Raw genomic sequence first — 26,001 nt, 5'->3', positions numbered from 1 at the left:
TTGCCCGCCGGCCGCTGATGGCCGGCAACTGGAAGATGAACCTCAACCACCTGGAAGCCATCGCGCTGGTCCAGAAGCTGGCGTTCAGCCTGAACGAGCAGCAGCTGACCGACGTCGAGGTGGCGGTGCTGCCGCCGTTCACCGCGCTGCGCAGCGTGCAGACGCTGATCGACGGCGACAAGCTGGCCATCGGCTACGGCGCGCAGGACCTGTCGCCGCACGCCTCCGGTGCCTACACCGGTGACATCTCCGGGGCGATGCTGGCGAAGCTCGGCTGCCAGTACGTCACCGTCGGCCACTCCGAGCGGCGGGCGTACCACAACGAGGACGACGCGGTGGTCAAGGCCAAGGTGGCCGCCGCACTGGCCAACGGGATCACCCCGATCCTGTGCGTCGGTGAGGGCCTGGACGTGCGGGAGGCCGGCGGCCACGTCGCGCACTGCCGTGACCAGGTCGACGCCGCGCTGGCCGGGCTGACCGCCGAGCAGGTGGTCAAGGTCGTCATCGCGTACGAGCCGGTCTGGGCGATCGGCACCGGCAAGACCGCCACCCCGGCTGACGCGCAGGAGGTGTGCGGGGCGATCCGGGCCCGGCTGGCCGAGTCGTACGACCAGGCCACCGCCGACCAGACCCGGATCCTGTACGGCGGTTCGGTCAAGGCGGCGAACATCGCCGCGATCATGGCCGAGGCCGACGTTGACGGCGCGCTGATCGGCGGCGCCAGCCTGGACGCCGACGAGTTCGCGCAGATCGCCCGCTTCCCGGAGCACGTCAAGCGCTGACCGGTCGACACCGTCGAGGTTTCGGCCGTCACACATACCGTCGCGGGCCATGATGCCGCAGAGGCACGATCACGCCTCTGCGGCATCATGCCGTCGTCCGTCGTCCGTCGTCCGTTGCCTGTCGCCGGCTGCGGCCTGCGGCTTCGGTGCTTGCCGGGCCACGGTCGGTGATGGTGGACTGGTCGCCCTGGGGATCCACCGCGCCGCCGAGGGAGCCGGATGACCGCCAAACAGGATCGCGACGAAATCTTCATCGAGTACACCAAGTCGATCTGCCCGGTGTGCAAGGTCGTCGTCGACGCCCAGGTCAACATCCGCGACGACAAGGTCTACCTGCGGAAACGCTGCCGCGAGCACGGGCAGTTCGAGGCGTTGGTCTACGGCGACGCACAGATGTACCTCGACTCGGCCAGGTTCAACAAGCCCGGCACGATCCCGCTGGCGTTCCAGACCGACGTGGTCGACGGCTGCCCCAGCGACTGCGGGCTCTGCCCCGAGCACAAACAGCATGCCTGCCTCGGCATCATCGAGGTCAACACCGGCTGCAACCTGGACTGCCCGATCTGCTTCGCCGACTCCGGCCACCAACCCGACGGCTACTCGATCAGCCTCGACCAGTGCGAGCGGATGCTCGACACCTTCGTCGCCGCCGAAGGCGAACCCGAGGTGGTGATGTTCTCCGGCGGGGAACCCACCATCCACAAGCAGATCCTGGAGTTCGTCGACGCCGCCCAGGCCCGGCCGATCAAGGCGGTCAACCTCAACACCAACGGCATCCGGCTCGCCTCCGACAGGCGGTTCGTCGCCGAACTCGGCCGGCGGCACAGCCCGGATCGGGCGATCAACATCTACCTGCAGTTCGACGGCTTCGACGAGCGCACCCACCGGGCGATCCGCGGCCGCGACCTGCGCGAGGTCAAGCGGCGGGCGCTGGACAACTGCGCCGAGGCCGGGCTGACCGTCACCCTGGTCGCCGCCGTCGAACGCGGGCTCAACGACCACGAACTCGGCGCGATCATCGAGTACGGGCTGACGCACCCCGCCGTACGGTCGGTGTCGTTCCAACCGGTCACCCACGCCGGTCGGCACGTCGAGTTCGACCCGTTGCACCGGCTGACCAACTCCGACATCATCCACGGCATCGTGGCGCAGCGACCCGACTGGTTCACCGCGTCGGACTTCTTCCCGGTGCCGTGCTGCTTCCCGACCTGCCGGTCCATCACCTACCTGCTGAGCGAGGGCACCCCGGGCGAACCCGGCTTCGGGGTGGTGCCGATCCCACGGTTGCTCAACGTCGCCGACTACCTCGACTACGTCGCCAACCGGGTGCTGCCGGACCTGGCGATCCGCGAGGCGTTGGAGAAGCTGTGGTCGGCGTCGGCGTTCATGGGCACCGGGACCACCAGCGAGCAGTTGACGGCCGCCGCAACGGCGCTGGACTGCGCCGACGCCTGCGGAATCAACCTGCCGGCGGCGATCGCCGACATCACCGACCGGGCCTTCATGATCGTCATCCAGGACTTCCAGGACCCGTACACACTCAACGTCAAACAGCTGATGAAATGCTGCGTCGAGGAGATCACGCCGGACGGACGGATGATCCCGTTCTGCGCGTACAACTCGGTCGGCTACCGGGAACAGGTCCGCGAGCAGTTGTCCGGTGTCGCGGTGGCCGACGTGGTGCCCAACGCGTTGCCGCTGCAGCCGGTGCTCGCCGATTCACCGTACGGGTCGAAGGTGGCCCGGCCCGGCGCACGTACCGGCACCGGTCGGATCGCCCCGGACACCACCAACGTCGGCCGGCGGCTCCGGTGACCGGCCGGGCCTCGCCGGTGGACGGTCCCACTGTCTCCGCCGACACGGAGAGGGACGCGGAGACTGACGCGAAGGCGTGCTGCGCCGCCGCGTACGGCTCCGACGTCGTCGCGTTGCTGCTCGGCGAGTCGTACCACCCGGGCGGTCTGGCGTTGACCCGGCGGCTGGCCGACCGGCTCGCGTTGCGTCCCGGCGCGGCCGTGCTCGACGTGGCCAGCGGGCGCGGCGCCACCGCGCTGCTGCTGGCCCGTTCATACGGAGCCGACGTCACCGGCGTCGACCTGTCGGCGGCCAACGTGTCCGCCGCGACGCAGGCGGCTGCCGCGACCGGGACGGCAGATGCCCGGGGATCGGTGCGGTTCCAGCTCGGCGACGCCGAGCGGCTGCCGGTGCCCGACGCGGCGTTCGACGCGGTGGTCTGCGAATGCGCCTTCTGCACGTTCCCCGACAAGGCCACCGCCGCCGCAGAGTTCGCCCGGGTGCTGCGGCCGGGCGGGCGGCTCGGCCTCACCGACGTCACCGTCGACCAGGCCCGGCTGCCGGCGGAACTCGCCGGGCTCGGCGGCTGGATCGCCTGTGTCGCCGACGCCCGCCCGCTGGCCGAGTACGCCGAGCTGCTGGCCGCCGCCGGGCTGCGGGTGACGTACACCGAACACCACGACGCCGCCGTCGCCGCCATGCTGGACCAGATCGAGGCCCGGCTGACGCTGGTCCGGATGACCGCCCGGGACCGGGCCGAGGCGGCCGGGCTGGACTTCGCCCAGGCACCGGCGGTGCTGGCCGCCGCCCGCGCGGCGATCGCCGAGCGGATCATCGGGTACGGCCTGCTGGTGGCGGCGAGACCGTGACCGGCGGACACGACCTGGTGGTGATCGGCGGCGGGGCCGCCGGTCTCGGCGCGGCCCGCGCCGCCGCCGGAGCCGGTGCCCGGGCGCTGCTGGTCACCGACGGGCCGCCCGGTGGCGACTGCACGTTCACCGGCTGCGTGCCGTCGAAGACGCTGATCGAGGCGGCCGGGCGCGGCCTGCCGTTCGACGACGCCGTACGACGGATGCGATCGGTGATCGCGCAGATCGCCGCCACCGAGGACGCCGCCGCGCTGCACGCCGAGGGAATCGAGGTACGCCGGGGTCGGGCCCGGTTCGTCGCGCCGGGGCGGATCGACGTCGACGGCACCGTGCTGGCCGCCCGCCGCTACGTCGTCGCCACCGGAGCCGTACCGGCGGTCCCGTCGGTGCCGGGGCTGGCCGAGGTCCCGTACCTGACCACCGAGACGGTCTTCGACCTCGCGGCGGCACCCGGGTCGCTGATCGTGCTCGGCGGCGGCCCGGTCGGCTGCGAACTCGCCCAGACGTATGCCCGGTTCGGCACACGGGTGACCATCGTCGAGGCCGCCGACCGGCTGCTGCCCGGCCACGAACCGGCGGTCTCGGCGGTGATCGCCGACGTGTTCGCTCGCGAAGGGGTCACGCTGTGCCTCGGTGCGCAGGTCATCGAAGCGGGCACCACCGTCGGCGGCGTGACGCTGCGGCTGGCCGACGGCCGACAGGTCCACGGCGACCGGCTGCTGGTCGCGGCCGGTCGCCGGCCGACCACCGACGGGCTCGACCTGCCGGCCGCCGGGATCGCCGTCGACGACCGGGGGTACGTGGTCACCGACGCCCATTTGGCCACGACCGCGCCCGGCGGGTACGCCGCCGGGGACGTCACCGGCCGGATGCCGTTCACCCACGCCGCGTTCGCCATGGGGCGGATCGCCGCCGGCAACGCGCTGTCGCGTCGCCGGCAGCGCTACGACCCGGCCGCCACGCCGTGGGTGGTCTTCACCGACCCGGAGGTGGCCCGGGTCGGGCTGACCGAGGCACAGTCGGTCGACCGGGGCGGCCGGGTGGCGTACCTGCCGATGACGGAGATGGACCGGGCGGTGACCGCCGGCGCGACCGACGGGTTCGTCACCCTGGTCGCCGGGCCGCGTCGGCTGCTGGGCAACCTCGGCGGCGGCCGGATCCTCGGAGCCACCGTCGTCGCCGGCCGGGCCGGCGAGATGATCCATGAACCGGCGCTGGCGATGGCCAGCGGCATGTTCGCCGGCCGCCTCGCCCAGGCCACCCACGCCTACCCCACCTGGTCGTACGGGATCCAGCTGGCCGCCGCCCAGTTCGTCACGGCCATCGGCGGCCGGCGGGCCCGCCCGGCGCGGGCGGCCGGGTGATCAACGCGTACGCCGCGTCGCGGCCCGGCAGTCCGGCGATGCCGCCGACCGGGGCAGTGCCCGCCCCGGACACCACCAGCCCGGTCAGCGGGGTGCGGTGGCCGGCCAGGTCCGGCGTCGGGCGCAGCATCGCCAGCTGGTCCAGGCTGATGTCCAGATGCATCGGGTGCGCGCCGGGCCAGCGCAGTTGCCGGGCCATGTCGGCCGGGGTGTGCGTCACCCGGTCGACGACACTGGCGGCGAACCCGGGTGCCCGCGCCTCGACGGCGGCGACCATCCGGTCGGCGAACTCCTCCCGGGCGGCGTCCCAACCGCCCCGCACCTGGTACGGGGAGCAGGGGCACGCCAGGTAAACGGTGTGCCGGCCAGGCGGGGCGAGGCTGTCGTCGAGCGCCGACGGCGTGAACGCGTACGTCGGCACCGGATCGTCCGGCAGTTGACCGGCTTCGGCCTGGGCGAACCCGGCGGACAGCGAGTCCAGGCTGTCCACGTACGACTGCAGTCCGTTCCAGTCGCCGGGCCGGGCCTGCGGGTAGCCGGGCAGCCCGGTGGTGGCCAGCAGGACCAGGCTCTGTACGGCGTTGCCGCGCCCGGCGGCCCGTAGCCGGTCGGCAACCGGGCCGGTCAGCGGCGGATCCAGCAGGTCGAGCAGGGCGGTGCGCGGGTCGATGGCGGTGAGCACCGCGTCGGCGGTGATCCGCGCACCGTCGGCCAGCTCGACCCCGGTGACCCGGTCGGTGCCGGGCCCGGTGCGCCGGATCCGGGCCACCGGCGCGTTCACCCGCCAACTGCCGCCGTAGCTGGCCAGCCGGGTGGCGAGCGCGTCGGTCAACGCCTGCGACCCGCCGACCGGATGCCACTGCCCGACCTGGTGGTAGAACGCCTGCCACAACGCGAAGGTGGCCCCGCCGACCTGCTGCGGTGAGGCGGAGGCGTGTGCGGCGAACGCCGCCACCGGTGCCCGGACCAGCTCGGTGTCGAACTGTTCCCGCAGCACCCGCCCGTACGGTGCCAGTAGGGTCCGGGCCAGCCCGACCGGCCCGCCGTTGCGGGCCACCGCCCGGCCACCTGCCGCCACCAGGCCCGGCATCCGCCGCAGACGCTGCATCGTGCTGGTGCCGGGGTCCAGCATGGTCCGCATCGCGGTGACGACCGGCCACGCCTGGCGCATCCAGGCCGCGTACCGCCGCGCGGCCCGCCGGTCGACCTCGGCGATCGACTCGACGGTGGACTCGACGCTGCGGTGGAACCGGACGATCGTGCCGTCGCGGAACGCCGCGATGGAGAACGGGTCCATCTCGCGGTAGACCAGCCCGGCGTCCCGCAGCCGTAGGTCCTCGACGATGCCGGTGGCGTTGATGATGTTGTGCGCGGCGGAGTGGGTGTTGAAGCGGTGGCCCGGCAGCAGTTCCTCGGTCCGGGCGCCGCCGCCCAGCTTGTCGGACTGCTCCAGCACCTGCGTCCGCCAGCCGCTGCGGGCCAGGTAGCAGGCGGCGACCAGGCCGTTGTGGCCGCCGCCGACCACGACGACCCGGCGTGCGTGCCGCTGGTGGACCGTCATGCCGGACGGCTACGGAGGTGGCGCCACGCCTGGGTGGCTTCCGGCACGGTGAGCGCTGCGGCCACGGTCGTGGCGGCGGCGGCCAGGCTGCACCAGCCGCAGATCCGGCGGTGCCGGCTGAGCTGTTCGGCGAAGAGCCAGGCCCCGGCGGCGGCGTCACCGGCCGCCTTGCCGGCGGCGAACAACGGCCGCCACGGTTGGCGGGTCGCCCGGTCGGCGTCGCCCGTCCCGATCAGGACGAGGGTGACGCCGGCGTTTGCCAGCGCGAGCGCGGTGTCCGGGGTGTGTCCGGCGGCGTACGCCTCGCCGCTGGCGTCCACCCGATCGGCGTCCAGCCAGGGCAGCGCCGGCTCCGGCAGGTGCCGCACCAGGCCGTACTGGTAGGTGGCGACCACCGCGTAGGCGCCGGCCGCAAGCAGGGTCAGCCCGGCCGACCACCGCCGTCGCCGCAGCGTCGGCGTGTCGACCAGACGCAGGTCGTCGCTGATCCGTTCGGCTGCCCGGTCCGATGCCCGCCCGACGCCGGTGGGTCGGCCCCGGATCCGCTCGGCGGGCTTTCCCTGTCGTCTCATCCAGTGGGTTACCCTTCTCGCGGCGGACCACACGGGTGGGTGGTCGCGGAGATCGTCGGAGCCGGTCGGCATGGATCGAGCCGGCCCGCTATCCTGGGGTGGCCCGGGTGTCGGCCCACTCGGGTTTGTCCGGTTCGCCCCGCTTCGCGAGCCGGCGACCGTGATGAGAGGACTGACCACTGCCATGCCGATCGAGTTCGCCTACGTATTGATCGTCTTGCTGGTGATCACGAGCGTCATGCTCACCATGCTGATCCTGCTGCACAAGGGCAAGGGCGGCGGCATGTCCAGCATGTTCGGCGGTGGCGTGAGCACCAGCCTGGCCGGATCCTCGGTGGCCGAGAAGAACCTCGACCGCTACACCGTACTGACCGGCATCGTATGGTTCGCCTGCATCGTCGGCCTCGGCCTGTGGCTGAAGGTCGCGATGAGTGCGGGTGTGTGATCCGTCGCATTCCGTCGTAAGATTTCGCGCGGCCCGTTGATACGGGCCGCGCATTCTTTTGGGTACGCCCGCTTCACCGGCGTCGCACCACCGCATCGTGCCGTGGTGACACCCCTTCCCGACGACAGGAGCGACAACATGGCGAGTGCCAACACGATCCGGGGCAGCCGGATCGGTGCCAGCCCGGCCCGGCCCACCGAGCGGGCCGAGCCCGCACCCCGCCGGCAGACGACCTACTGGTGTGCCAATGCGCATGCGGTGGAGATCAGCCTCGCCGTGGAGGCGGCGGCCCCGGAGACCTGGGAGTGTCCCCGCTGTGGGCTGCCCGCCGGGCAGGACCGGCACAATCCGCCGGCCCGGCCACGGACCGAGCCGTTCAAGTCGCACCTGGCGTACGTGAAGGAGCGCCGCAGCGACGCCGACGCCGAGGCGATCCTCGCCGAGGCGCTCGCGGCGGTCCGCGCTCGACGCGGCGAGTCCTGACCGGCTGCCTAGCCCCACTCCCGACGCACCGGAGGCTGGCCCGGCTCATCATGCCCGGGATCGGCGTCGACCGCGCCGAACATGTCCTCCGGTGCCACCCGGGCCGGCAGCTTGCCGAACCTGGCGCGCCGTAGCTGATCGAACTCGTCGTCCGCCGACGGCGCTGTCCGCTCCCGCTCCTCATCCATGGCGAAGTCCCTTCGTCGGACTCCAGTATCCCGCTGCCGTCCGTCAGGCGAGGGTTGCGTCGCCACTGCGGCATGGGGTCAGTCAGGGGCGGGCACCAGCACTGTCGTGCCTGACCAGTTGATGTGCGCGTTTCGGATGTGGTGCCACGGTTCGCCGTCCTCGTCGAGGCCGGTCAGTTCGGCGAGGTAGTGGCCGAAGCCGTACCCGCCGGCCCGCAGGGTGGCGATGGCCCACGGGTGGAGCTGGTCGGCGACGCGCTCCGGGTGGCGCTGGTCGAACGGGACCTCGATGACGCCGAGCAGGTCATAGCGTTCGTCGGTGCCACCGGGGTCAACCACCCGGCACAGCGAGAATCCGTAACGTTCGCGCTGCTCACTGTCCACCCAGCTGAGTTGTACGGCCACTGTGTCCTCCATGATCATTGATTGGATGCTGCGGTGCACGAAGCATCGCGCTAAAACTCGCTTATATCAACCCCTTGTGTTGTTCATGATCACCTGGTGTGATGTCGTGGTCACCGTCCAATCGTGAGAGAGGCCACCGATGGCACGTGCACCGAGGACCCGCAAGGCACCCGCCAACCCCGCCATGTCGCCCACCGTGCAGGCCATGGAGCTCGGCATCCGACTGCGCGAGCGCCGCGAAGAGCTCGGCATGACCGCCGTCGGCGTCGGCCGCAGCAGCGGCATCACCCAGGCGTACGTCTCTGGAGTGGAGATCGGCAAGGTCAAACTCCCCGCCGACCGGCTCGCCCAGCTCGTCAAGATCTACGAGATCGACGACCAGGAGGCGACCGAGCTGGAAGCGCTGCGGATCGGCGCGATGGCCCGCGCCTGGTGGCACACGTACAAGCAGCTCTTCCCGGCCGAGTTCCTGCGCTTCCTCGGCTACGAGGCCGGTGCCGACCACGTCCGCACCTACCAAAACGAGATCGTCCACGGCCTGTTGCAGACCGAGGCGTACGCCCGCGCGATCCTGCGCGGCGGCAACACCTACGTCCGGCTCACCGAGACCGAGCAGCGCGTCGAGGTACGACTGGCCCGGCAGCGCCGGCTCGCCGAGGACCCGCCGCTGCGGGTCACCGCGATCTTCGGCGAGAGCACCATTCGCCAGCAGGTCGGCGGCCCGGCGGTGATGCGCGCCCAACTCGATCACCTGGCCGACCTGATGACCCGCCATCCGGAGCAGATCCGGGTGCACATCATCCCGTTCTCGGCCGGTGCGTACCCGGCGCTCGGTGGGCCGTTCCAGATCCTGACATTTCCGTCGCCACGGGTGCCGGATCTGGTCTGGCAGGAGGTGCTGACCTCCAGCGACATCATCGACCAGTCCAGCCGGGTCGCCGACTACATGATCACCTTCGGTGAGACCCTGGAGCGGGCGTTAAGCTTCGAGGAGTCCCTCGCCCTGATCCGCCAGGTCGCCCAGGAGATGACATGACGGAACACACCCCTGCACGCGGCTGGTTCACGTCCTCACGCAGCTCGGAGAACGCCGCCTGCGTCGAGGTCCGGCTCAGCGCCGACACCATCGGCGTACGCGACTCCAAGGACCGTAGCGGCCCGGCGCTCGCGTTCGACCCGTCAGCCTGGACCGGCTTCCTCACCACCCTCAAGGCCGCCGACCCCAGCTGACCGGGCACGCGCAGGTGACCGCCAGTGGATCGGGCATTGAGGTCCCGGCGGAGCTGGCCGCATCCCACGCCACCTACTTCGGTGAGGCCGGGCGGGCCTGGATCGCGGCGCTGCCACAGCTGACCACGGCCACCATGGACAGGTGGGGACTGCGTCGCGACGGGCCGTCGAGCTGCGGAGCGATCGCCCTGGTGCTGCCCGTCGTGCAGAGCGACGGGTCACCGGCGATGCTGAAGGTGCAGCCGATCGACGAGGAGACCGTCGGCGAGCCGGCGGCGCTGCGGGCCTGGGGCGGCGACGGCGCGGTACGCCTCCTGCGGCACGACGCGCGCTCCGGCACGATGCTGCTGGAACGACTCGACGCCGACCGTACCCTGGCGGTCGTCCCCGACGACCTGGCCGCGCTGCGGATCCTCAGCCAGCTGCTCGCCCGGCTGACCTCGGTGGCCGCACCGCCCGACGTCCGCCGTCTCGCCGATGTCGCCGCCGGGATGCTCGACCGGGTGCCGCAGGCGCTGGTACGGCTACCCGCCGCCGACCATCCGCTGATCCGGCGGTGCGCGGCGGCTGTCGAGGAGTTGCTGCCGGAGGCCGGTGACCGGCTTCTGCACTGGGATCTGCACTACCACAACGTCCTCGCGTCCCGGGCCGACTCGGCCAGGTCCGATTCGACCGTGTCCGGCGCTCGGGAGCCGTGGCTGGCGATCGACCCGAAGCCGCTCGCCGGAGATCCCTGCTTCGAGCTGCTCCCCGCCCTGTGCAACCGGTGGGACGACGTGGTCGCCACCGGCGACGTGCCGCGCGCGGTCCGCAGACGCTTCGACCTGATGACCGAGGTGGTGGGCGTCGACCGGGAACGGGCGATCGGCTGGACGCTCGGCCGCGTACTGCAGAACCTGCTCTGGGAGTCCGGAGCCGGCGGCCCGGCATGGCACAGCGCGCCGGATCGCGCCATCGCCCACGCCCTACTGCGCGAGGGCTGACCGGAGGGCCCGTCCGTCCGCCGACTGGGGCTGATCGGATGCGTGTGGTCTGACAGGCTGTCGGCGTGTCGGGTCGATGGCGCGTAGTGGATCACGTTGGGCGCGGTGCGCCCGGTCAGCAGGTCGAGTGGAACAGGCCGCCCACCGGCCGCGTCGCGGCCATCTCGTTGTAGTGCTGCACCGCTTGCGTCGTCTCGGCGACGTACGGCGTGATGCCGTGCCGGTCGAGAAGCTCAAGTGTGCGCGGGTCGATCTGAAGCTGGAGCTGCATCCCACGGGACAGGACGATCGCGGTCGCGCCGTTGCGCAGCAGTTCCTCGACGTCCTCCGGTTGAATCCCTGGGCTGTGCCGGGTCCCGGTCTCGGACCAGTCCCAGGCCCGGCCGCCGCCTGGGTAGAGCATGAAGTCCTTGCCGGTTCCGAGGCCTTCGACGTCCATCTGTCCCCACGAGATCTCCAACACCCTGGGGGAGGGCTGCGCGGCGTCGGTCAACACGATCTCCGTTCTAGCCGTCGCGGCCTGCCGACAGGGATTCGGCTGCCGCGCGGTTTCGCGTAACGGGCACGAGCCGGCTCTGCGGTGATCTCGATCTCGACTCGCGCCACGGTGAACACCGATGGTCCTCCAGCGCCTCCTGGTCCGCCAGTAGCGAGATGCTCACACCAGCGGCGGTCGGTCGATGAGCTCGACGAACATGATGAGCTCGTCAAGCACATCGAGAACGAGCATGCCTGATCGGTCGGGACTCTAAACCGATGTTCCGGTGACCCGGCCTTAGGCACCGACCGGCGGTGGCTGCGTGTAGAGGCTCTGGCAGAACTCGTCGCCGCAGCCGCATGGTTGAAGGACCGTAGGTCCGCGACTTGAGCAGCCCAGGACATCCTCGCCGATCTCGCGCAGCGCCACACTTAGCTCGGCGGCGAGAGGCCGGGTCACCTGCTGCTCAAAAGCGCAAATCCGCCAGACGTCATAGCTGACGGCTGTACCCAGCCTGATCATCGAGCGTAGCCCTGGTGCCAGTTGGTAGTGCGGTGGAGCCGTTGACTGTATGGATGGGGTACCGCCTGGGCTTCGGCCAGTGCGGCACTCTCGTGACTACTGGCGACGGGGTACTGGATCATACACCACATCAACCGGTCGTTCGAAGCTGTAGCTGTCGGCAATATAATATGTGCATGCATGAATGCAGCGAGTCAGGGCTTGTTGCTCATCTCCCACAGGAAGAATGGCTCCGAGTCCGGAGCACCGGGATTCCTGTCCGCTTCGAACCTCGCGACGTGCTCTTGCGCCAAGGTGACACCACGCAGCACGTGCATGTGGTCCTGGCCGGCTGCGTCAAGATCGTTCGCTCGGAGAGGGACGGAAGCCGCGCGATTCTGACGCTTCGGGTCGCCGGCGACGTGGTTGGCGATCTGGCCGCTGTGGACCTGCAACCCCGGTCGGCCACGGTCACCGCCCTTACCACCACGGTCACCCGGCTGCTGACGGGTCCACAGTTCCGACGCTTTCTCGGTCGGCCTGCGTTCGCGACAGGCTTTGCCTCCTACACGGTGAACCGGCTGCGTACCTCCGATGCCCAGCGTACGGCGTTGGCGCTGTTGCCCGTGCGGGAAAGGCTGGCCCGGGCGCTGGTTCAGCTCCACACGGAGAGCCAACGAGCCGACGGACAACCCGCTATCAGGCTGTCCCAGGCAGAACTCGCCGAACTGGTCGGCGCCTCGCGCAACGCGGTCGTCGCTGAACTGACTGCGCTACGCGAGGCCGGCATCGTCACCACCGGACGCCGTGAGGTCATCATCGTGGATCCGGCGGCGCTGAGCGATCGGTCACACGGGCTCTGCCCAGAACTGGGCAGAGCACCGGGCGGTCCCGACCGACGCTGAGGGAGTCCGTCCTCGAGAAGGGACTCCTGTGGAACACATCCCGTTCGCTAGTTCGATCGATCTCCCCCCGTACCGGGCGATCCTGGCCGTGGACGCCAAGGGCTTCACCGAGGAGCCAGGTAGCACTCATCAGGCGATCAGCAACAGGCTGCTCGACCTGGTTGGTGACGCGCTGACTGTTGCCGGGCTGCGGAAGGAGTGGGAACGTCCCTCATTCCTCGGCCCGACCGGAGATGGATTCGCCGTCGGACTTCCGACTCGCGTTCTGCCCTACCTGGTGGACCCCTTCCCGAGCCTGCTCCAGCAACGTCTCGCTGAGCACAACCGCCACGCCCGGACGCAACTGCAGTTGCGGGTCAGCCTGCACGTTGGTCCCCTACCGGCCGACCCGGAGAGCCCTCACTGGACAGGTAACGGGGAGTCGCGCAACGATGCTCATCGTCTGCTCGATTCCGCACCTGTGAAGGCCATGCTCGCCGGGGCCAGCCCGCGCGTGACCTACGTGGCCTGCGTATTCTCCGACCGCGTCTTCAAGGACGTCATCGCCGCCGGATACGCCGGACTGCATCCGGACCGTTGCATTCCGGTTACGGCGACTGTCGACGGCAAGGCATTCGAACAACGGGCGTGGCTCCACGTGCCCGTGATCTCCGGAAACCTGGTCGGCGTGTTGCCGGCGTCGTCTCCTCCTACGGCGCCGGCAGGGGAGAAGCGGACAAGTCCCCGGATCTCCGGACCACGGGTGAGGCAGAACAACGGCCAGGTCGCCACCACGGTCGAGAATATGACGCAGCAGCGGGACGGTAGCCGATGATGACCGATCCGATCGAGCCCGTCGACCCCGACATCGACGATTCCTACGCAGATGACATCGACGACAGCATCGCCGTCACCGAGAACGGCGGCCAGTACGTCAACAAGAACAACGGACAGGTCGCCGGGCACGTCGCCCGCGACCAGGTGCTGAATGTCCACAACTGGCTCGGGCGTTACCGGGCAGCTTGGGAACTGTCCGACGCCTTTGTACGGGAGACGATGGACAGCTTCGTGGACCGCGCCTACGGTCCGGATGGGCTGTCCAGGGAAGCGGCGGCCCGCATCCTGCAGGAACGGCGTCACGTGCTGCTGGTCGCGCGCCGCGACACCGGCCGGCGTACGGCCGCAGTTGGCTTGCTCGCCGCCGTTCCGTCGCCCCGACGGGAGATCCCGACTGATGATGACGAGAAGTCGCTCCTGCCTGTCGCCGAGGTGCCATGGGAGTCGTACGGCCGGTGCTCGTACCTGCTCACGGTCCCGCCTGGAAGCCGTGATGGGCGGTTGCGCGAGGTACTGATGGCATACCGGGAGGAAGTAGAGAAGCGGGATTCCTATCTGGTCGTCCTGGTCGAGCCGGACACGCTCGAGAGGTCGGAGGACGTCCCGGGCTTCGCGGCTCTCACGGTGACTGCCCCCGCACGTGAAGAGCTGTTGCGCCGGCTTCTGACCGACCAGCACGCGCGCCTGAACGTAGACGCGCTACTTCAGGAACCGCCGTTGCGAGAGATGCTGGCTGATGCCACTCCGACCCAGATCACCAGGCTGTCCAACCGGATCCGGGCTGCTGCGAGCGATCCGGAGGAACTCCTTGGCGATATCGTACGTAAGGCACTCCAGGCATATCGGAACTGGGACGAAGAACTGGGCGACTGGTTTGAGCGCAACCCAGATCCACGAACCAGGCTCTTTCTCGTTGCCTTGGCCTTCCTGCAAGGGGCGCAGGCCACCAACGTCCTACACGCTATGGAGAAGCTTGCCGAGAAGCTTGCCGAGCCGGCGAATGTACGCGGCGGCATTGGCGCGCCGGGGATCCGGCAGCTGGCTAATAAAGTCAGTGCCAATCTCGACGATCAGCACCGGATCTTTTTCACCCTGCCGTCCTATGACGTCGCGATTCTGCGCTACGTGCACAGCGACCAGTCGAAGGCCTTTCGTACACGCCTTTGGGCCTGGGCGTCCGACCTGCCGATTCGCAGTGGTGGATCCGCCAACGCCCGCGTCGCAGGACAGGTGGCCTCGGCCATGCTCGAGGTGACCCGGGCACTTCCCGGTGCCGACGCGCCCGAGGTGCGGACCTTGGTCGAGCGGTGGTGGAGCTACAAGACTCTGCGTCCGCTGGTCGTCGACCTGATGACGGCGTTGACCCTGAGTCCCGAGGCTGGACCGGCGATGCGTGGGCGGCTGAACCAGTGGGCCAAGTATTCGGGGAGCCACCCGCTGCTCTGTGCCGTGGCTGAAGTCTGCTGCGGAGCGCTCGCCGATGCCTATCCGCAAGTGGCGCTGACCAGACTGAACAACCTGGCCGGACGTGGGGTGGAATCCGTCACTGATGCGGTGGTGACAGCCGTGAAGTCGCTCTGGGAACGGCCGATGCACCGGCAGCCAACTCTGCAGCGGATCATCGACTGGGCTGCCGAACGCGACGAGCGCCAAAGTGTAGGCCTGCTCGCGCTGGCGGCGATCTCCGAAACCCCAGAACAGGCCGGGATTCTCCTCACTGAACTGGCCGGCGACGCGGCCCTACGGGTCAAGTTGAAAGACGCCCTATCCTTCCTGTTTACCGACGCTGTGCCGCAGGGTGGCATCCTCGATGCGCTTATGCGATGGCTGGACGCGGCAACCAGGGAATCGACGTACGAGCACTTGATCTCCGACCTCATGGTTGGTGCCGCTGGGAACGGGCAAGGTGCCAGTAAACGTCTCGCCCGAATGACGCGATTGCTGTTCGAATGGCAGCCGGTGGCTTGCGACGAGGAGCATCCGGCTGCCCGTGGCCTGCGTGACCAAATTCAGGAACGATTGCAACGCGCCAATCCGTTGGCTGTCGCATGATCGAGAACTGGCGGGTTCGGCTGTCAGGTCGGCGGACGAGATCCGAGGAACCCGAACAGCCCGTCACATTCACCGCCGAGCTACGCAGCTGCCATCCGTATGTGATGTTCAACGCGACCTTCCAGTGCTGTTGGAAGGGCGATGACCGGGCTGCCTTCTGGGCGGCGCGGCGGAGGGTGACAGACCGGGCCGATCAGGTGACCGCCAGATACTGCGTCACTCAGGCCGGCAATGCCGAAAACGAGGTAAATACTTGTACTCCCGACGGCGTCAGCGTGCGCTTGACGGTCGGCCGGCAAGCGTACGCGGCCGCAGAGGCCATCCTAGAAATCAATCGACAGGCAGCCCTGGAACGCCAGCGGCAGCGGGCCGAGCTGGATCGGATCAGGTACTTGAGGGAGAGTGTCTACTCCCATCCCGATGTCGCCCGCAGCTACTGGCTTTACCACCATCCCGACCAGCTGAAATCGATGCTAGACATTGACTTCGAGGGGATTGCTGAGAAGTTCAGGAACCGGGAGGATACACGGTTCCTGGTGATTGCCAAGCTGATTGGTGAATTCCTCGGGCGACTCGAGGACGCCGATCGCCGATTTTTGGTTAGTCAGCTTGGGCAGTTGTTTTCATCATACGATCGGTCCGATCTGGCAGAGAGGCTGGAAGGCTCATGAGGGAAGCCGGACGAGCCTCCCTGCAACAGGCGAACGAGATGATTCGTTTTGCCGATGTGAAGGCGACGGCAGTTCTCGCCGCTGCCGGTGTTCTGGCTGGGCAACTGCCGTCCGCCCATGGACCCCTGTCCGAGAGCATCCTGCTTGTCGCCGGCGCTTGCGTCGCGCTCAGCGCGTTGCTGGCGCTCTACACGTTGGCCCCACGTCAGCAGGCAACGGCGGCGTGGTCGCTGCACTACTTCGAGAACGTCGCCCAGCGGTACGGCGACGATCGAGAAGCGTTTATCGATGCGTGGCTGGACGCCTCCGACGATCCGGACGGGTTCGAACGGGCGATCGCTGGGCAGCTCTGGGTAGCGAATATGGTGGCATACCGAAAGTTTGTCCGAATCACTTGGTCCATCCGGACGTTGGCAGTTGGCGTACTGGCCATTGCCGCCGTGGCCGTCACCTGAGCCGGCCGGCTCCTCTTGTCCTTGGTGCGTAGGCCTCCGGTCTCGCCTGGAGGCCTACGACAACCATCGCCGATGTCACTTCTTCAATCCGAAGGGGTGTCTTCCGACGCTTACGCAGCGCGGGTTTACCGGTTGTCGGCCGGGTCGCGTTCACGGACGATGGCGGTCATGACACCAAGTGCCGGTAGGTGAGACCGATGGACTCCGCTCGTCGCCGCGAGCTTGCCCGCCGGGTGCTCGACGGCTATGCCAGCGGTCACGACGCACCGGTGCAGGCGACCGCCCACGCCCTGACGAAGATCGACCGCGCCGTCGCCCTGGTGCTCCTCGAAGGGGTCAGCGACCAGATCGCGGTGGAGACGGCCGCGGCCGGCCGCGGCCGGGACCTCGACGCGGAACGGGTGGCGGTCGTGCCGATCGGTGGAGCACACGCCACCGGCCGGTTCCTGGCCGGCCTCGGTCCACAGCGGTCGCGGGTACGGCTCGCCGGGCTGTGCGACCTGGCCGAGGTGGACATCGTCGCGCGGGGACTGGCCACCGCCGGGATCGGTGCGCCCCGAACGCACGACGACCTCGCCGAACTCGGGTTCTTCGTCTGCGTCGACGACCTGGAGGACGAACTGATCCGGGCGCTCGGAGTCGACGGAGTCGAGGCGATCCTGGCGACGCACGGCGACCTCGGGTCGTTCCGTACGCTGCAGGGCCAGCCCGCCTGGCGGGGGCGGCGGCCCGAGGCGCAGCTGCGCCGGTTCATGGGCAGCGGCTCGCGCCGCAAGTCACGCTACGCCCGGCTGCTCGTCGAGGCGGCGATCGCCCGGGACGTGTTGCCGCAGCCCCTCGACCGGCTACTCGCCTCCGTCGGCCCGCACTGAACCGACGGAGGCCGCCGGACGGGAACGTCCGGCGGCCACCACGTCACGGGTTTTCCGATGCTAGCCAGCCGAGGTCGGCGCGGTGACCAGCTCGGCGGCGGCTGCCTGGTCGAGCAGCCACCAGGTACGGCGCACGCCGCGTACCCCGCAGGCCGGCACCGCGACCGGGTCGCTGCCGCCGTACGCCCCGCCGACCGCCGCCGCCTTGTCCGCCCCGGCGGCGACCAGCCACACCTCGTCGGCGGTGTTGATGGTGGACAGGGTCAGCGTGATCCGGGTCGGCGGCGGCTTCGGGCTGTCCCGTACCGCCGCCACCGGGCGGGTCTCGCCGGTGACCGGATGCCCCGGGAACACCGACGCCACGTGCCCGTCCTCGCCGACGCCGAGCATCAGCACGTCGAACCGGGGCAGCGGGGCCGTACCCGGGCCGGCGACCCGGTCGAGGACGGCGGCGTACCGGGCGGCGGCCGCCTCCGGATCGTCGCCGTCCGGTCCGTCCGACGCGGGCATCGCGTGCACCCGCTGCGGATCGAGCGGCAGTACGTCGAGCAGCGCCTCGCGGGCCTGGGTCTCGTTGCGGTCCGGGTCGCCGGCGGGCAGGAACCGCTCGTCACCCCACCAGACGTCCACCCGGGACCAGTCGACCGCCTGCCGGGCCGGCAGTTCGCCGACCGCGCGCAGCACGGCCGCCGCGACCCGCCCGCCGGTCAGCACCACCGCCGCTTCGCCCCGCTCGGCCTGGGCGTCGATCAGCCGGACGACGAGCCGGGACGCCACCGCGCTGGCCAGCACGGTGGCGTCCGGGTGCACGACGAGCATGCCGGGGCCGCTCACGAGCCGCTCCGTGCCGGACCGGCCGCGACGACCGCCGGGTCGGTGCCGGCTGCCGGCCCCGTGGCCTTCGCCGGGTCCTTCCAGATGTGCACCCGCTTGGCGGGCCGGGAGGACAGCTCCGGCAGCCCGGCCAGGGTGCCCAGCGCCTCGGAGTAGACCTGGTCGGCGTCGAGCCGCCGCAGCTCCTCGGCGAGCTCTTCGCCGAGCGGTCGACGCACCAGCGGCATCTGCCGCTCCGGCTGCCCGGTCCGGGTGAACATCGCCGAACTGTCCTCGCGGACCAGGCTCAGCCCGTCACCGTTGGCGCAGCGCAGCTCCACCGACCGCATCCGGGGGAACGCGCTGGTCTCCTCCCAGCGCGGCGTGATGCCGAGCCGGGCCGCCAGCCAGCTGATCATCAAGGCGGCCGTCGGGTCGGCCCGGGGCGCGGTCACCGTGGCGCCGGTGATCTGCGCGTCGGTGGTGTCGAACGCCCCGGCGACCAGGGTGCGCCACGGGGTGATCCGGGTCCACGCCAGATCGGTGTCGCCCGACGCGTAGTCGACCGCCCGTTGCAGCAGCGCCTGCACCGGGTTGGGGGCCTGCGCCGAGTCGGTGATCCGCCGGTCGGCGACCACCCCCAGGTAGTCGTTGGCGATCTGCTCCGGCGGCTCGCCGTGCCACCAGGTCACCACCGGTACGTCCGGCACCAGCAGCGGCATCACCACCGACTCGGCGTGCAGCGCCAGCCGGCCGGAGGTACGCATGACGACCGCCTCGCACGGCCCGAGCCGGCCGCCGACGACCACTTCGGCGTCGAGCCGGCTGACCTTGCGGTCGATGTCGGAGCGGACCACCACGAGCAGCCGGCACGGGTGGGCTGCGGCGGCGATGGTGGCCGCCGCCTCCGCCTCGCGTACCCGCTTCTCGTCGACCACCACGATCAGGGTCAGCGCCATTCCGCTGGCCACGCCGCCGGCGCTGCGCCGCTCGGCGGCCAGGGCCTTGACCACCTCGTTGCCGGTGGTGTCCCACAGGCTGATCATGCTCTCCTCCAGGACCGGCCCTCGCGGGCCAGCATCTCGTCGGCGGCCCGTGGACCCCACTCGCCGGACCGGTACGGCTCCGGCCGGGTGCCCTCCCAGGCCTCTTCGAGAGGGTCGATCACCCGCCAGCTCTGCTCCACCTCGGCGGCGTCGGGGAACAGGGTGCGGTCGCCGATCAGCACGTCGAGCACCAACCGCTCGTACGCCTCCGGGCTGGCCTCGGTGAACGCCTCGCCGTACTGGAAGTCCATCGCGATGTCGCGGACCTCCATGGTGGTGCCCGGCACCTTGGCGCCGAACTTGAGCACCACGCCCTCGTCGGGCTGCACCCGGATGACCAGCTGGTTGTTGCTGAGCATCTCCACGTCGGTGCCGTTGAACGGCAGGTGCGGTGCGGCCTTGAACATCACCGCCACCTCGGTCACCCGCCGCGGCAACCGCTTTCCGGCGCGCAGATAGAACGGCACCCCGGCCCACCGGCGGTTCTGAATGCCCAGCCGCATCGCCACGTACGTCTCGGTGGTCGAGTCGGCCGGCACGTTCGGCTCCTCCAGGTAGCCGACGGCCCGCTGCCCGGCCACCCAGCCCTTCAGGTACTGACCGCGGACGGTGCCGGCGGCCACGTCGTCGGGCAGGCTGATCGCCCGCAGCACCTTCAGCTTCTCCGCCCGGATCTCGGCGGCGTCGAAGCTGGTCGGCTCCTCCATGGTGACCAGGGCCAGCAGCTGCAGCAGATGGTTCTGCACCACGTCACGGGCGGCGCCGGTGGCGTCGTAGAAGCCGGCCCGGCTGCCGATGCCGACGTCCTCGGCCATGGTGATCTGCACCGAGTCGACGTACTTGGAGTTCCACAGCGGCTCGAACAGGTTGTTGGCGAACCGCAGCGCCATGATGTTCTGGACGGTCTCCTTGCCCAGATAGTGGTCGATGCGGAACACATCGTCACGGGTGAACACGTCGTCGACCAGGTCGTTGAGCGACTTCGCCGACGGCAGGTCGTAGCCGAACGGCTTCTCCACCACCACCCGACGCCAGCCGCCGCACCGCTCGTTGTCGGCCATGCCGGTGCGGGCCAGCTGCTTGAGCACCTGCGGGAACGCCGACGGCGGGATGGAGAAGTAGAACGCGGCGTTGCCGTGGATGCCGTGCGATTCGCGCAGCCCGTCCAGGCAGGCCGACAGCTTGTCGAACGCGGCGTCGTCGTCGAACGAGCCGCCGACGAACTTGATGTTGCCGGCCAGGCGGGACCAGACCTCCTCACGCCACGGGGTACGCGCGTACTCCTTGGCCGAGTCGTGGGCCAGCGACTCGAAGTCGCCGTCGGTCCAGTCCCGCCGGGCGAAGCCGAGCACCACGAAGCCGGGTGGCAGCAGCCCTCGGTTGGCCAGGTCGTAGATGCCGGGGAGTAGTTTCTTGCGAGCCAGATCACCGGTGACACCGAAAATCACCAGAGCGCAGGGCTCCGGGATGCGCGGCAGCCGCCGGTCCTGCGGGTCGCGCAGGGGGTTCACGTCGCCTCCTCAGTCCGTTTTCCTCCGGACCAATTGTCAGCTGGGCAGGTTTCGAATCGTGTCCAGGAGTTGGGCGACGCCGGCGGCCCGATCGGTCAGGTGCAGCCGCAGCAGCGGCCGGCCCCGCCCGGCGAGCGCCTCACGGTCACCGGCGGCCTGCGCCGCCTGCAGCTCACCGAAGCTGTACGGGCGACCGGGCACCGGCAGGTCGTCGGTGACCGCACCGGTGATCTGCAGGAACGCGCCGACCTGCGGCCCGCCCTTGTGGTACTGCCCGGTGGAGTGCAGGAACCGCGGCCCCCAGCCGAAGGTGACCGGCCGGCCGGCGGCGGCCGCCAGCAGTGGCCGAATCCCGGCCGCGTCGGCGTCGCCGAACCGGTCCAGGTAGGCCATCACCGCGAGGTATCCGTCGGTGCCGACGCCGTCGATCAGCCAGCGCAGCGCGCCGACCAGCTCACCCGGTACGCCGTCCGGCCCGTACACCTCGATCGCACCCTCGACGAACGACGGTGCCTCGGCCGGCGGCCCGGCCGCCAGGATCCGGTTGGTGTTCTCCTTCGACTCGGTGACGTTGGGCTGGTTGAACGGGTCGATGCCGAGCACCCGGCCGGCGACCGCCGTCGCGTACTCCCAGACCAGGAACTGCGCGCCGAGCGGTCCGTTGACCGCCAGGTCGGGGCGGACCCCGCCGCCGGGCACCCCGCCCGGTTGGCCGGCACCGCCGTAGGTGACGGTGAGCACGTCCGGGCCGGCGGCGCCGGGGGCGTCCGGTGCCTCGACGACCACCGGCAGGATGCCGATGCCGTCCTTGCCGGTCGACTCGGCGATCAGCTGCTCGATCCAGTCGCCGAGCCCTTCGATGCCGGTGCCGTCGGAGACCAGCGCGACCTTGTCCCGGCCGGTGGTCGCCGCCGCACCGAGCGCCGCGCCGAGCGCCAGCCCCGGGTTGTCCCGGTCGCCGCCGAGCGCGGCGGACAGCTGCTCGGCCTGGTCGAGCAGCTCGACCACGTCCACGCCGGCCAGCGCCGACGGGACCAGACCGAACGCGGTCAGCGCCGAGTACCGTCCGCCGACCTCCGGGTCGGCGAGCACCACGGTGGCGCCCATCTCCTCGGCGGTGGTGGCCAGCGGCGAGCCGGGATCGGTGACGATGACGAACCGCCGCCCCGCCTCGGCCTCGCTCAGCCCTGAGTCGAGGAACGCCTGCCAGTACGCGCGACGGTGGCTGTCGGTCTCCACGGTGCCGCCGGACTTGCTGGCCACCACCACGACGGTCCGGTCCAGTCGGTCGCCGAGCGCCGCCCGCACCTGGTGCGGGTCGGTGGTGTCCAGCACGGTGACCGGCTTGCCGACGGTGAGCGAGATGACCTCGGGAGCCAGCGACGACCCGCCCATCCCGGCCAGCACCACGTGGTCCAGGTCGCCCAGCTCGGCCTGCAGTTCGGCGAGCTGCGGCAGCAGGTCCCGGCTGCGGGTGAAGGTGTCCAGCCAGCCGAGCCGAATCTTCGCCTCGGCCTCGGCGTCCGGGCCCCACAGCGTCGGGTCCTTGCGGGCGAGTGAGCCGGGCACCTCGTCGCCGACCAGCGCGCCCCGGGTCGACGAGGCGGCCGAGGCGTCGACCGCGTCGGCCCCGTACACGCTCAGCCCGGCCGCGGCCTCGACCCCGCCGTCGAAGAAGTCGCTCATGCGTTACCTCCGGCCTGCTTGGCCGCGGCGGCGTGCCCGCTCGCGGCCGCGTTCGGCTCACCGGCGCCGGCCGCGGCCGCGTCCAGCGACGAGCGGACCCCGTCGAGCAGCTCCTGCCAGCTGGCCTCGAACTTGCTCACCCCCTCAGACTCCAGGGTCTTGACCACGTCGTCGAGGTCGACGCCGACGGCGATCAGGTCGTCGAGCACCTGCCGGGCGGCCGGGTACGAGCCGGTGACCGTGTCGCCCCGGGTCTCGCCGTGGTCGGCGTAGGCGTGCACCACCGACTCCGGCATGGTGTTGACCGTGCCGGGGGCGATCAGCTCCTCGACGTAGATGACGTCCCGGTAGGCCGGGTTCTTCGTCGAGGTGGAGGCCCACAGCGGGCGCTGCGGGTGGGCGCCGGCGTCGGCCAGGGCCTGCCAGCGGTCCGAGGAGAAGACTTCCGCGTACCGCTCGTACGCCAGCTGCGCGTTCGCCACGGCGGCCTTGCCCTTGAGCGCCTTGGCCTGGTCGCTGCCGATCTTGTCGAGGCGCTTGTCGATCTCGGTGTCCACCCGGGAGACGAAGAACGAAGCGACCGAGCCGATGGTGGTCAGGTCGTGGCCGTTGGCCTTCGCCTGCTCCAGACCGGCGAGGAAGGCGTCCATCACCGCGCTGTAGCGGTCCAGCGAGAAGATCAGGGTCACGTTGACGCTGATCCCCTCGGCCAGGGTGGCGGTGATCGCCGGTAGCCCGGCCTCGGTCGCCGGGATCTTGATGAACAGGTTCGGCCGGTCGACCAGCCACCACAGCGCCTTCGCCTCGGCGACGGTCTCCGCAGTGCGGTACGCCAGCCGCGGGTCGACCTCGATCGACACCCGGCCGTCGACGCCGCCGCTGGTTTCGTACGCCGGGCGCATCACGTCGCAGCCCCACCGCACGTCGTAGGTGGTGAGCATCCGGACCGCCTCGTCCACGCTGACGCCCCGGGCGGCCAGGTCACGCAGCTGCCAGTTGTACTCGTCGGCGTCGGCGAGCGCGGCGGCGAAGATGGTCGGGTTGGTGGTCACGCCGGCGACGTGCTTCTCCCGGCGCAGTTGGTCCAGGTTGCCGGTGCTGAGCCGTTGCCGGGACAGGTCGTCGAGCCAGACCGCCACGCCTGCGGCGGTCAGCTTTCCCAATCGGTCCGTCATCTGGAGCCTCCTCAGTTTCCGGTGGTGGTGCCGGTGATGGCGCCGACCCGGGTCAGCGACGCGTGCGCCGCCGCGACCACGGCGTCGGCGGTGAAGCCGAACTGCTCGAACAGCACCTGGTACGGGGCGCTGGCCCCGTAGTGTTCAATGCTGACCGACTCGCCGCAGTCGCCGACCAGGCCACGCCAGGACATGCCGATGCCGGCCTCGACGCTGACCCGGGCCTTGACCCCGCGCGGCAGCACCGATTCGCGGTATGCCTCGTCCTGCTCGGTGAACCATTCCTGGCACGGCATCGAGACGACCCGGGTGGCGACGCCTTCGGCTTCGAGGCGTTCCCGGGCGGTGAGCAGCAGTTGCACCTCGGACCCCGAGCCCATCAGGATCACCTGCGGTTGGGCGTTGCCGGCGTCAGCCAGCACGTAGCCGCCCTTGCGGACCCCTTCGGCCGAGGCGTAGGTGCCCCGGTCGATGACCGGCACCGCCTGCCGGGTCAGCGCCAGCGCGGTGGGCCGGTCGGTGTGCTCCAGGGCGACCCGCCACGCCCAGGCGGTCTCGTTGGCGTCGGCCGGGCGGACCACGTCCAGTCCGGGGATGGCCCGCAGCGCCGACAGGTGCTCGATCGGCTGGTGGGTGGGGCCGTCCTCGCCGAGCCCGATCGAGTCGTGCGTCCAGACGTAGACCACCGGGAGTTTCATCAGCGCGGCCAGCCGCACCGCCGGGCGCATGTAGTCGCTGAACACCAGGAACGTGCCGCCGTACGGGCGGGTGCCGCCGTGCAGCGCGATGCCGTTGAGGATCGCCCCCATGGCGTGTTCGCGGATGCCGAAGTGCAGGGTGCGGCCGTACTCATGGCCGGGGAACTCCTTGGTGGCGTACTCGGCCGGGACGAACGACGGCTCGCCCTTCATCGTGGTGTTGTTGCTCTCCGCCAGGTCGGCCGAGCCGCCCCACAGCTCCGGCAGCTCGGCGGCGAGCGCGGTCAGCACCTTGCCCGAGGCGGCCCGGGTGGCGACCCCCTTGGGGTCCGCCGGCCAGTCCGGCAGCGCGTCGGTCCAGCCGGTCGGCAGGGTACGGGTGGCGAGCCGGTCGTGCAGCGCCTTGCGCTCCGGGTTGGCCTGCGCCCAGGCGTCGTACTTCTCGGTCCACTTGGCGTGTGCCTGCCGGCCCCGGTCGAGCACCTCGCGGATGTGGGCGAGGACCTTGTCGTCGACCGCGAAGTGCTGGTTGGGGTCGAGGCCGAGGATCTCCTTGGTGGCGGCGACCTCGTCGGCGCCGAGCGCCGAGCCGTGGATCTTGCCGGTGTTCTGCTTCTTCGGTGCCGGCCAGCCGATGATGGTGCGCAGCGCGATGAACGACGGGCGGTCGGTCTCCGCACGGGCGGCGGTCAGCGCCGCGTACAGCGCCTCGACGTCCTCGTGGTACTCGCCGTCGCCGGCCGCGCCCGCCCGCCAGTCGACGGTCTGCACGTGCCAGCCGTACGCGGCGTACCGGGCGGCGACGTCCTCGCTGAGCGCGATCCGGGTGTCGTCCTCGATGGAGATCTGGTTGTCGTCGTAGACGACGGTCAGGTTGCCGAGCTTCTGGTGCCCGGCTAGGGCGCTGGCCTCGTGGGTGATGCCCTCTTCGATGTCACCGTCGGAGGCGATCACCCAGATGTTGTGGTCGAAGACCGACTCGCCGGGCGCGGCGTCCGGGTCGAGCAGTCCGCGTTCCCGGCGGGCGGCCATCGCCATGCCGACCCCGTTGGCCAGCCCTTGGCCGAGCGGACCGGTGGTGGTCTCCACTCCCCGGGTGTGGCCGTGCTCCGGGTGTCCAGGGGTCAGCGATCCCCATTGCCGCAACGCCTTGAGGTCGTCCAGGCTCAGCCCGTAACCGGAGAAGAAGAGTTGGATGTACAGGGTGAGACTGGAGTGCCCGGCGGAGAGGACGAACCGGTCCCGGCCGGCCCAGCCCGGGTCGCTCGGGTCGTGCCGCATGACCCGGTTGAACAGCAGGTACGCCGCGGGAGCGAGGCTCATCGCGGTGCCCGGATGGCCGTTGCCGGATTTCTCTACGGCGTCGGCGGCCAGCACGCGTGCGGTGTCGACCGCGCGGCGGTCGAGGTCGGACCAGTTCAGGGGGGCATCGGTTGGTGTTGCAGCCACGGTGGGTGTGCTCCTCGTCCAGCAGGTAGGCGGAACCCTCGTCACGACCCTATCGAGCAGGGTTCACGGTGCGCCCGCCGATCTCGACAACCGGATGGTCGTCCAGGGTCGTGGGGGGGGGGGGGGGGGGGGGGGGGGGGGGGGGGGGGGGGGGGGGGGGGGGGGGGGGGGGGGGGGGGGGGGGGGGGGGGGGGGGG

Annotated in this window: 26 protein-coding genes; 15 read left to right on the top strand and 11 right to left on the bottom strand. The window is 70.5% G+C overall.

Going from position 1 to position 26,001, the window contains the following annotated elements:
• Window positions 1–17 precede the first annotated feature (17 nt).
• The 4 genes from tpiA (at window position 18) to ACXAHD_RS16770 (ending at window position 4,809) form a co-directional block, all read left to right on the top strand.
• A complete protein-coding gene (tpiA, locus tag ACXAHD_RS16785) occupies window positions 18–782 on the top strand; it encodes a triose-phosphate isomerase (RefSeq protein WP_289213596.1) in 765 nt (254 codons plus the stop codon).
• A 219-nt stretch (window positions 783–1,001) separates the two neighbouring features.
• On the top strand, window positions 1,002–2,597 hold the full coding sequence (locus ACXAHD_RS16780) for a radical SAM protein (RefSeq protein WP_289213104.1): 1,596 nt from the start codon (window positions 1,002–1,004) through the stop codon (window positions 2,595–2,597).
• 17 nt (window positions 2,598–2,614) lie between these two features.
• Window positions 2,615–3,445: a class I SAM-dependent methyltransferase gene (locus tag ACXAHD_RS16775; protein ID WP_289213103.1), complete on the top strand. Its 831-nt coding sequence runs from the start codon at window positions 2,615–2,617 to the stop codon at window positions 3,443–3,445.
• Window positions 3,442–4,809, top strand: coding sequence for a dihydrolipoyl dehydrogenase family protein (locus ACXAHD_RS16770; protein WP_289213102.1), 1,368 nt, complete (start codon window positions 3,442–3,444; stop codon window positions 4,807–4,809). The genes ACXAHD_RS16775 and ACXAHD_RS16770 overlap by 4 nt, the downstream gene beginning before the upstream one ends.
• Here ACXAHD_RS16770 and ACXAHD_RS16765 read toward each other — a convergent pair.
• Together ACXAHD_RS16765 and ACXAHD_RS16760 are read right to left on the bottom strand one after the other, a co-directional pair.
• Entirely contained in the window at window positions 4,760–6,370 is a 1,611-nt protein-coding gene (locus tag ACXAHD_RS16765) for a phytoene desaturase family protein (RefSeq protein ID WP_289213101.1), read from the bottom strand. The two genes, ACXAHD_RS16770 and ACXAHD_RS16765, sit on opposite strands and share 50 nt — an antisense overlap.
• Window positions 6,367–6,942 carry a vitamin K epoxide reductase family protein gene (locus ACXAHD_RS16760; protein WP_289213100.1) on the bottom strand — a complete coding sequence of 192 codons (576 nt, stop codon included), beginning with the start codon at window positions 6,940–6,942 and terminating at the stop codon, window positions 6,367–6,369. Before ACXAHD_RS16760 ends, ACXAHD_RS16765 begins: the two co-directional genes overlap by 4 nt.
• A 184-nt stretch (window positions 6,943–7,126) precedes the next feature.
• Between ACXAHD_RS16760 and secG the strand changes: the two genes are divergently transcribed.
• Entirely contained in the window at window positions 7,127–7,387 is a 261-nt protein-coding gene (gene secG / locus ACXAHD_RS16755; protein WP_278169949.1) for a preprotein translocase subunit SecG, read from the top strand.
• A 138-nt stretch (window positions 7,388–7,525) separates the two neighbouring features.
• Complete coding sequence (locus tag ACXAHD_RS16750) at window positions 7,526–7,870, top strand: RNA polymerase-binding protein RbpA (protein WP_289213099.1); 345 nt, start codon at window positions 7,526–7,528, stop codon at window positions 7,868–7,870.
• Between the two features lie 8 nt (window positions 7,871–7,878).
• Here ACXAHD_RS16750 and ACXAHD_RS16745 read toward each other — a convergent pair whose 3' ends face one another.
• Entirely contained in the window at window positions 7,879–8,058 is a 180-nt protein-coding gene (locus ACXAHD_RS16745; RefSeq protein WP_281550418.1) for a hypothetical protein, read from the bottom strand.
• 78 nt (window positions 8,059–8,136) lie between these two features.
• Window positions 8,137–8,475: a hypothetical protein gene (locus ACXAHD_RS16740; RefSeq protein ID WP_289213098.1), complete on the bottom strand. Its 339-nt coding sequence runs from the start codon at window positions 8,473–8,475 to the stop codon at window positions 8,137–8,139.
• A 127-nt stretch (window positions 8,476–8,602) separates the two neighbouring features.
• Between ACXAHD_RS16740 and ACXAHD_RS16735 the strand changes: the two genes are divergently transcribed.
• From ACXAHD_RS16735 to ACXAHD_RS16725, 3 genes are read left to right on the top strand one after another with little or no spacing between them, the layout of a single operon-like run.
• Window positions 8,603–9,499: a helix-turn-helix domain-containing protein gene (locus ACXAHD_RS16735; RefSeq protein WP_281550416.1), complete on the top strand. Its 897-nt coding sequence runs from the start codon at window positions 8,603–8,605 to the stop codon at window positions 9,497–9,499.
• Window positions 9,496–9,693, top strand: a complete 198-nt coding sequence (locus ACXAHD_RS16730; RefSeq protein ID WP_289213097.1) for a DUF397 domain-containing protein — start codon at window positions 9,496–9,498, stop codon at window positions 9,691–9,693. Before ACXAHD_RS16735 ends, ACXAHD_RS16730 begins: the two co-directional genes overlap by 4 nt.
• A gap of 14 nt (window positions 9,694–9,707) precedes the next feature.
• Entirely contained in the window at window positions 9,708–10,676 is a 969-nt protein-coding gene (locus ACXAHD_RS16725; protein WP_289213096.1) for an aminoglycoside phosphotransferase family protein, read from the top strand.
• A 115-nt stretch (window positions 10,677–10,791) separates the two neighbouring features.
• On the opposite strand, the gene ACXAHD_RS16720 is transcribed toward ACXAHD_RS16725, so the two are convergent.
• Window positions 10,792–11,169, bottom strand: coding sequence for an Mth938-like domain-containing protein (locus tag ACXAHD_RS16720; RefSeq protein WP_289213095.1), 378 nt, complete (start codon window positions 11,167–11,169; stop codon window positions 10,792–10,794).
• Between the two features lie 560 nt (window positions 11,170–11,729).
• On the opposite strand from ACXAHD_RS16720, the gene ACXAHD_RS16715 reads away from it, so the two are divergent.
• The 6 genes from ACXAHD_RS16715 (at window position 11,730) to ACXAHD_RS16690 (ending at window position 17,426) form a co-directional block, all read left to right on the top strand.
• Window positions 11,730–12,560: a Crp/Fnr family transcriptional regulator gene (locus tag ACXAHD_RS16715; RefSeq protein WP_475051552.1), complete on the top strand. Its 831-nt coding sequence runs from the start codon at window positions 11,730–11,732 to the stop codon at window positions 12,558–12,560.
• A 28-nt stretch (window positions 12,561–12,588) separates the two neighbouring features.
• Window positions 12,589–13,374, top strand: coding sequence for a hypothetical protein (locus ACXAHD_RS16710; RefSeq protein ID WP_289213093.1), 786 nt, complete (start codon window positions 12,589–12,591; stop codon window positions 13,372–13,374).
• Complete coding sequence (locus ACXAHD_RS16705) at window positions 13,374–15,428, top strand: hypothetical protein (protein ID WP_475051549.1); 2,055 nt, start codon at window positions 13,374–13,376, stop codon at window positions 15,426–15,428. Before ACXAHD_RS16710 ends, ACXAHD_RS16705 begins: the two co-directional genes overlap by 1 nt.
• 104 nt (window positions 15,429–15,532) lie before the next feature.
• The gene (locus ACXAHD_RS16700; RefSeq protein ID WP_475051547.1) at window positions 15,533–16,099 is read left to right on the top strand and encodes a hypothetical protein; all 567 of its coding nucleotides are present in this window, start codon (window positions 15,533–15,535) and stop codon (window positions 16,097–16,099) included.
• Window positions 16,096–16,554, top strand: coding sequence for a Pycsar system effector family protein (locus ACXAHD_RS16695; RefSeq protein WP_475051544.1), 459 nt, complete (start codon window positions 16,096–16,098; stop codon window positions 16,552–16,554). The genes ACXAHD_RS16700 and ACXAHD_RS16695 overlap by 4 nt, the downstream gene beginning before the upstream one ends.
• A 197-nt stretch (window positions 16,555–16,751) precedes the next feature.
• The gene (locus tag ACXAHD_RS16690) at window positions 16,752–17,426 is read left to right on the top strand and encodes a TOPRIM nucleotidyl transferase/hydrolase domain-containing protein (protein WP_289213089.1); all 675 of its coding nucleotides are present in this window, start codon (window positions 16,752–16,754) and stop codon (window positions 17,424–17,426) included.
• A gap of 60 nt (window positions 17,427–17,486) precedes the next feature.
• Here the strand turns inward: ACXAHD_RS16690 and pgl are convergent, their stop codons facing one another.
• From pgl to tkt, 6 genes are read right to left on the bottom strand one after another with little or no spacing between them, the layout of a single operon-like run.
• Window positions 17,487–18,245 carry a 6-phosphogluconolactonase gene (pgl, locus tag ACXAHD_RS16685; protein ID WP_289213595.1) on the bottom strand — a complete coding sequence of 253 codons (759 nt, stop codon included), beginning with the start codon at window positions 18,243–18,245 and terminating at the stop codon, window positions 17,487–17,489.
• An 11-nt stretch (window positions 18,246–18,256) separates the two neighbouring features.
• Complete coding sequence (locus ACXAHD_RS16680) at window positions 18,257–19,285, bottom strand: glucose-6-phosphate dehydrogenase assembly protein OpcA (protein WP_281550405.1); 1,029 nt, start codon at window positions 19,283–19,285, stop codon at window positions 18,257–18,259.
• Entirely contained in the window at window positions 19,282–20,796 is a 1,515-nt protein-coding gene (gene zwf / locus ACXAHD_RS16675) for a glucose-6-phosphate dehydrogenase (protein ID WP_281550404.1), read from the bottom strand. Before zwf ends, ACXAHD_RS16680 begins: the two co-directional genes overlap by 4 nt.
• A gap of 36 nt (window positions 20,797–20,832) precedes the next feature.
• Window positions 20,833–22,482, bottom strand: coding sequence for a glucose-6-phosphate isomerase (locus ACXAHD_RS16670; protein WP_289213088.1), 1,650 nt, complete (start codon window positions 22,480–22,482; stop codon window positions 20,833–20,835).
• Entirely contained in the window at window positions 22,479–23,657 is a 1,179-nt protein-coding gene (tal, locus tag ACXAHD_RS16665; protein ID WP_281550402.1) for a transaldolase, read from the bottom strand. The genes ACXAHD_RS16670 and tal overlap by 4 nt, the downstream gene beginning before the upstream one ends.
• An 11-nt stretch (window positions 23,658–23,668) precedes the next feature.
• Window positions 23,669–25,804 (bottom strand): transketolase, encoded by a 2,136-nt coding sequence (gene tkt, locus ACXAHD_RS16660; RefSeq protein ID WP_281550401.1) that lies wholly within the window; start codon window positions 25,802–25,804, stop codon window positions 23,669–23,671.
• Window positions 25,805–26,001 lie beyond the last annotated feature (197 nt).

The sequence above is a fragment of the Micromonospora sp. ABR4_055 genome (assembly GCF_056160425.1).
This window is presented reverse-complemented; position numbering and strand designations above follow the sequence as displayed.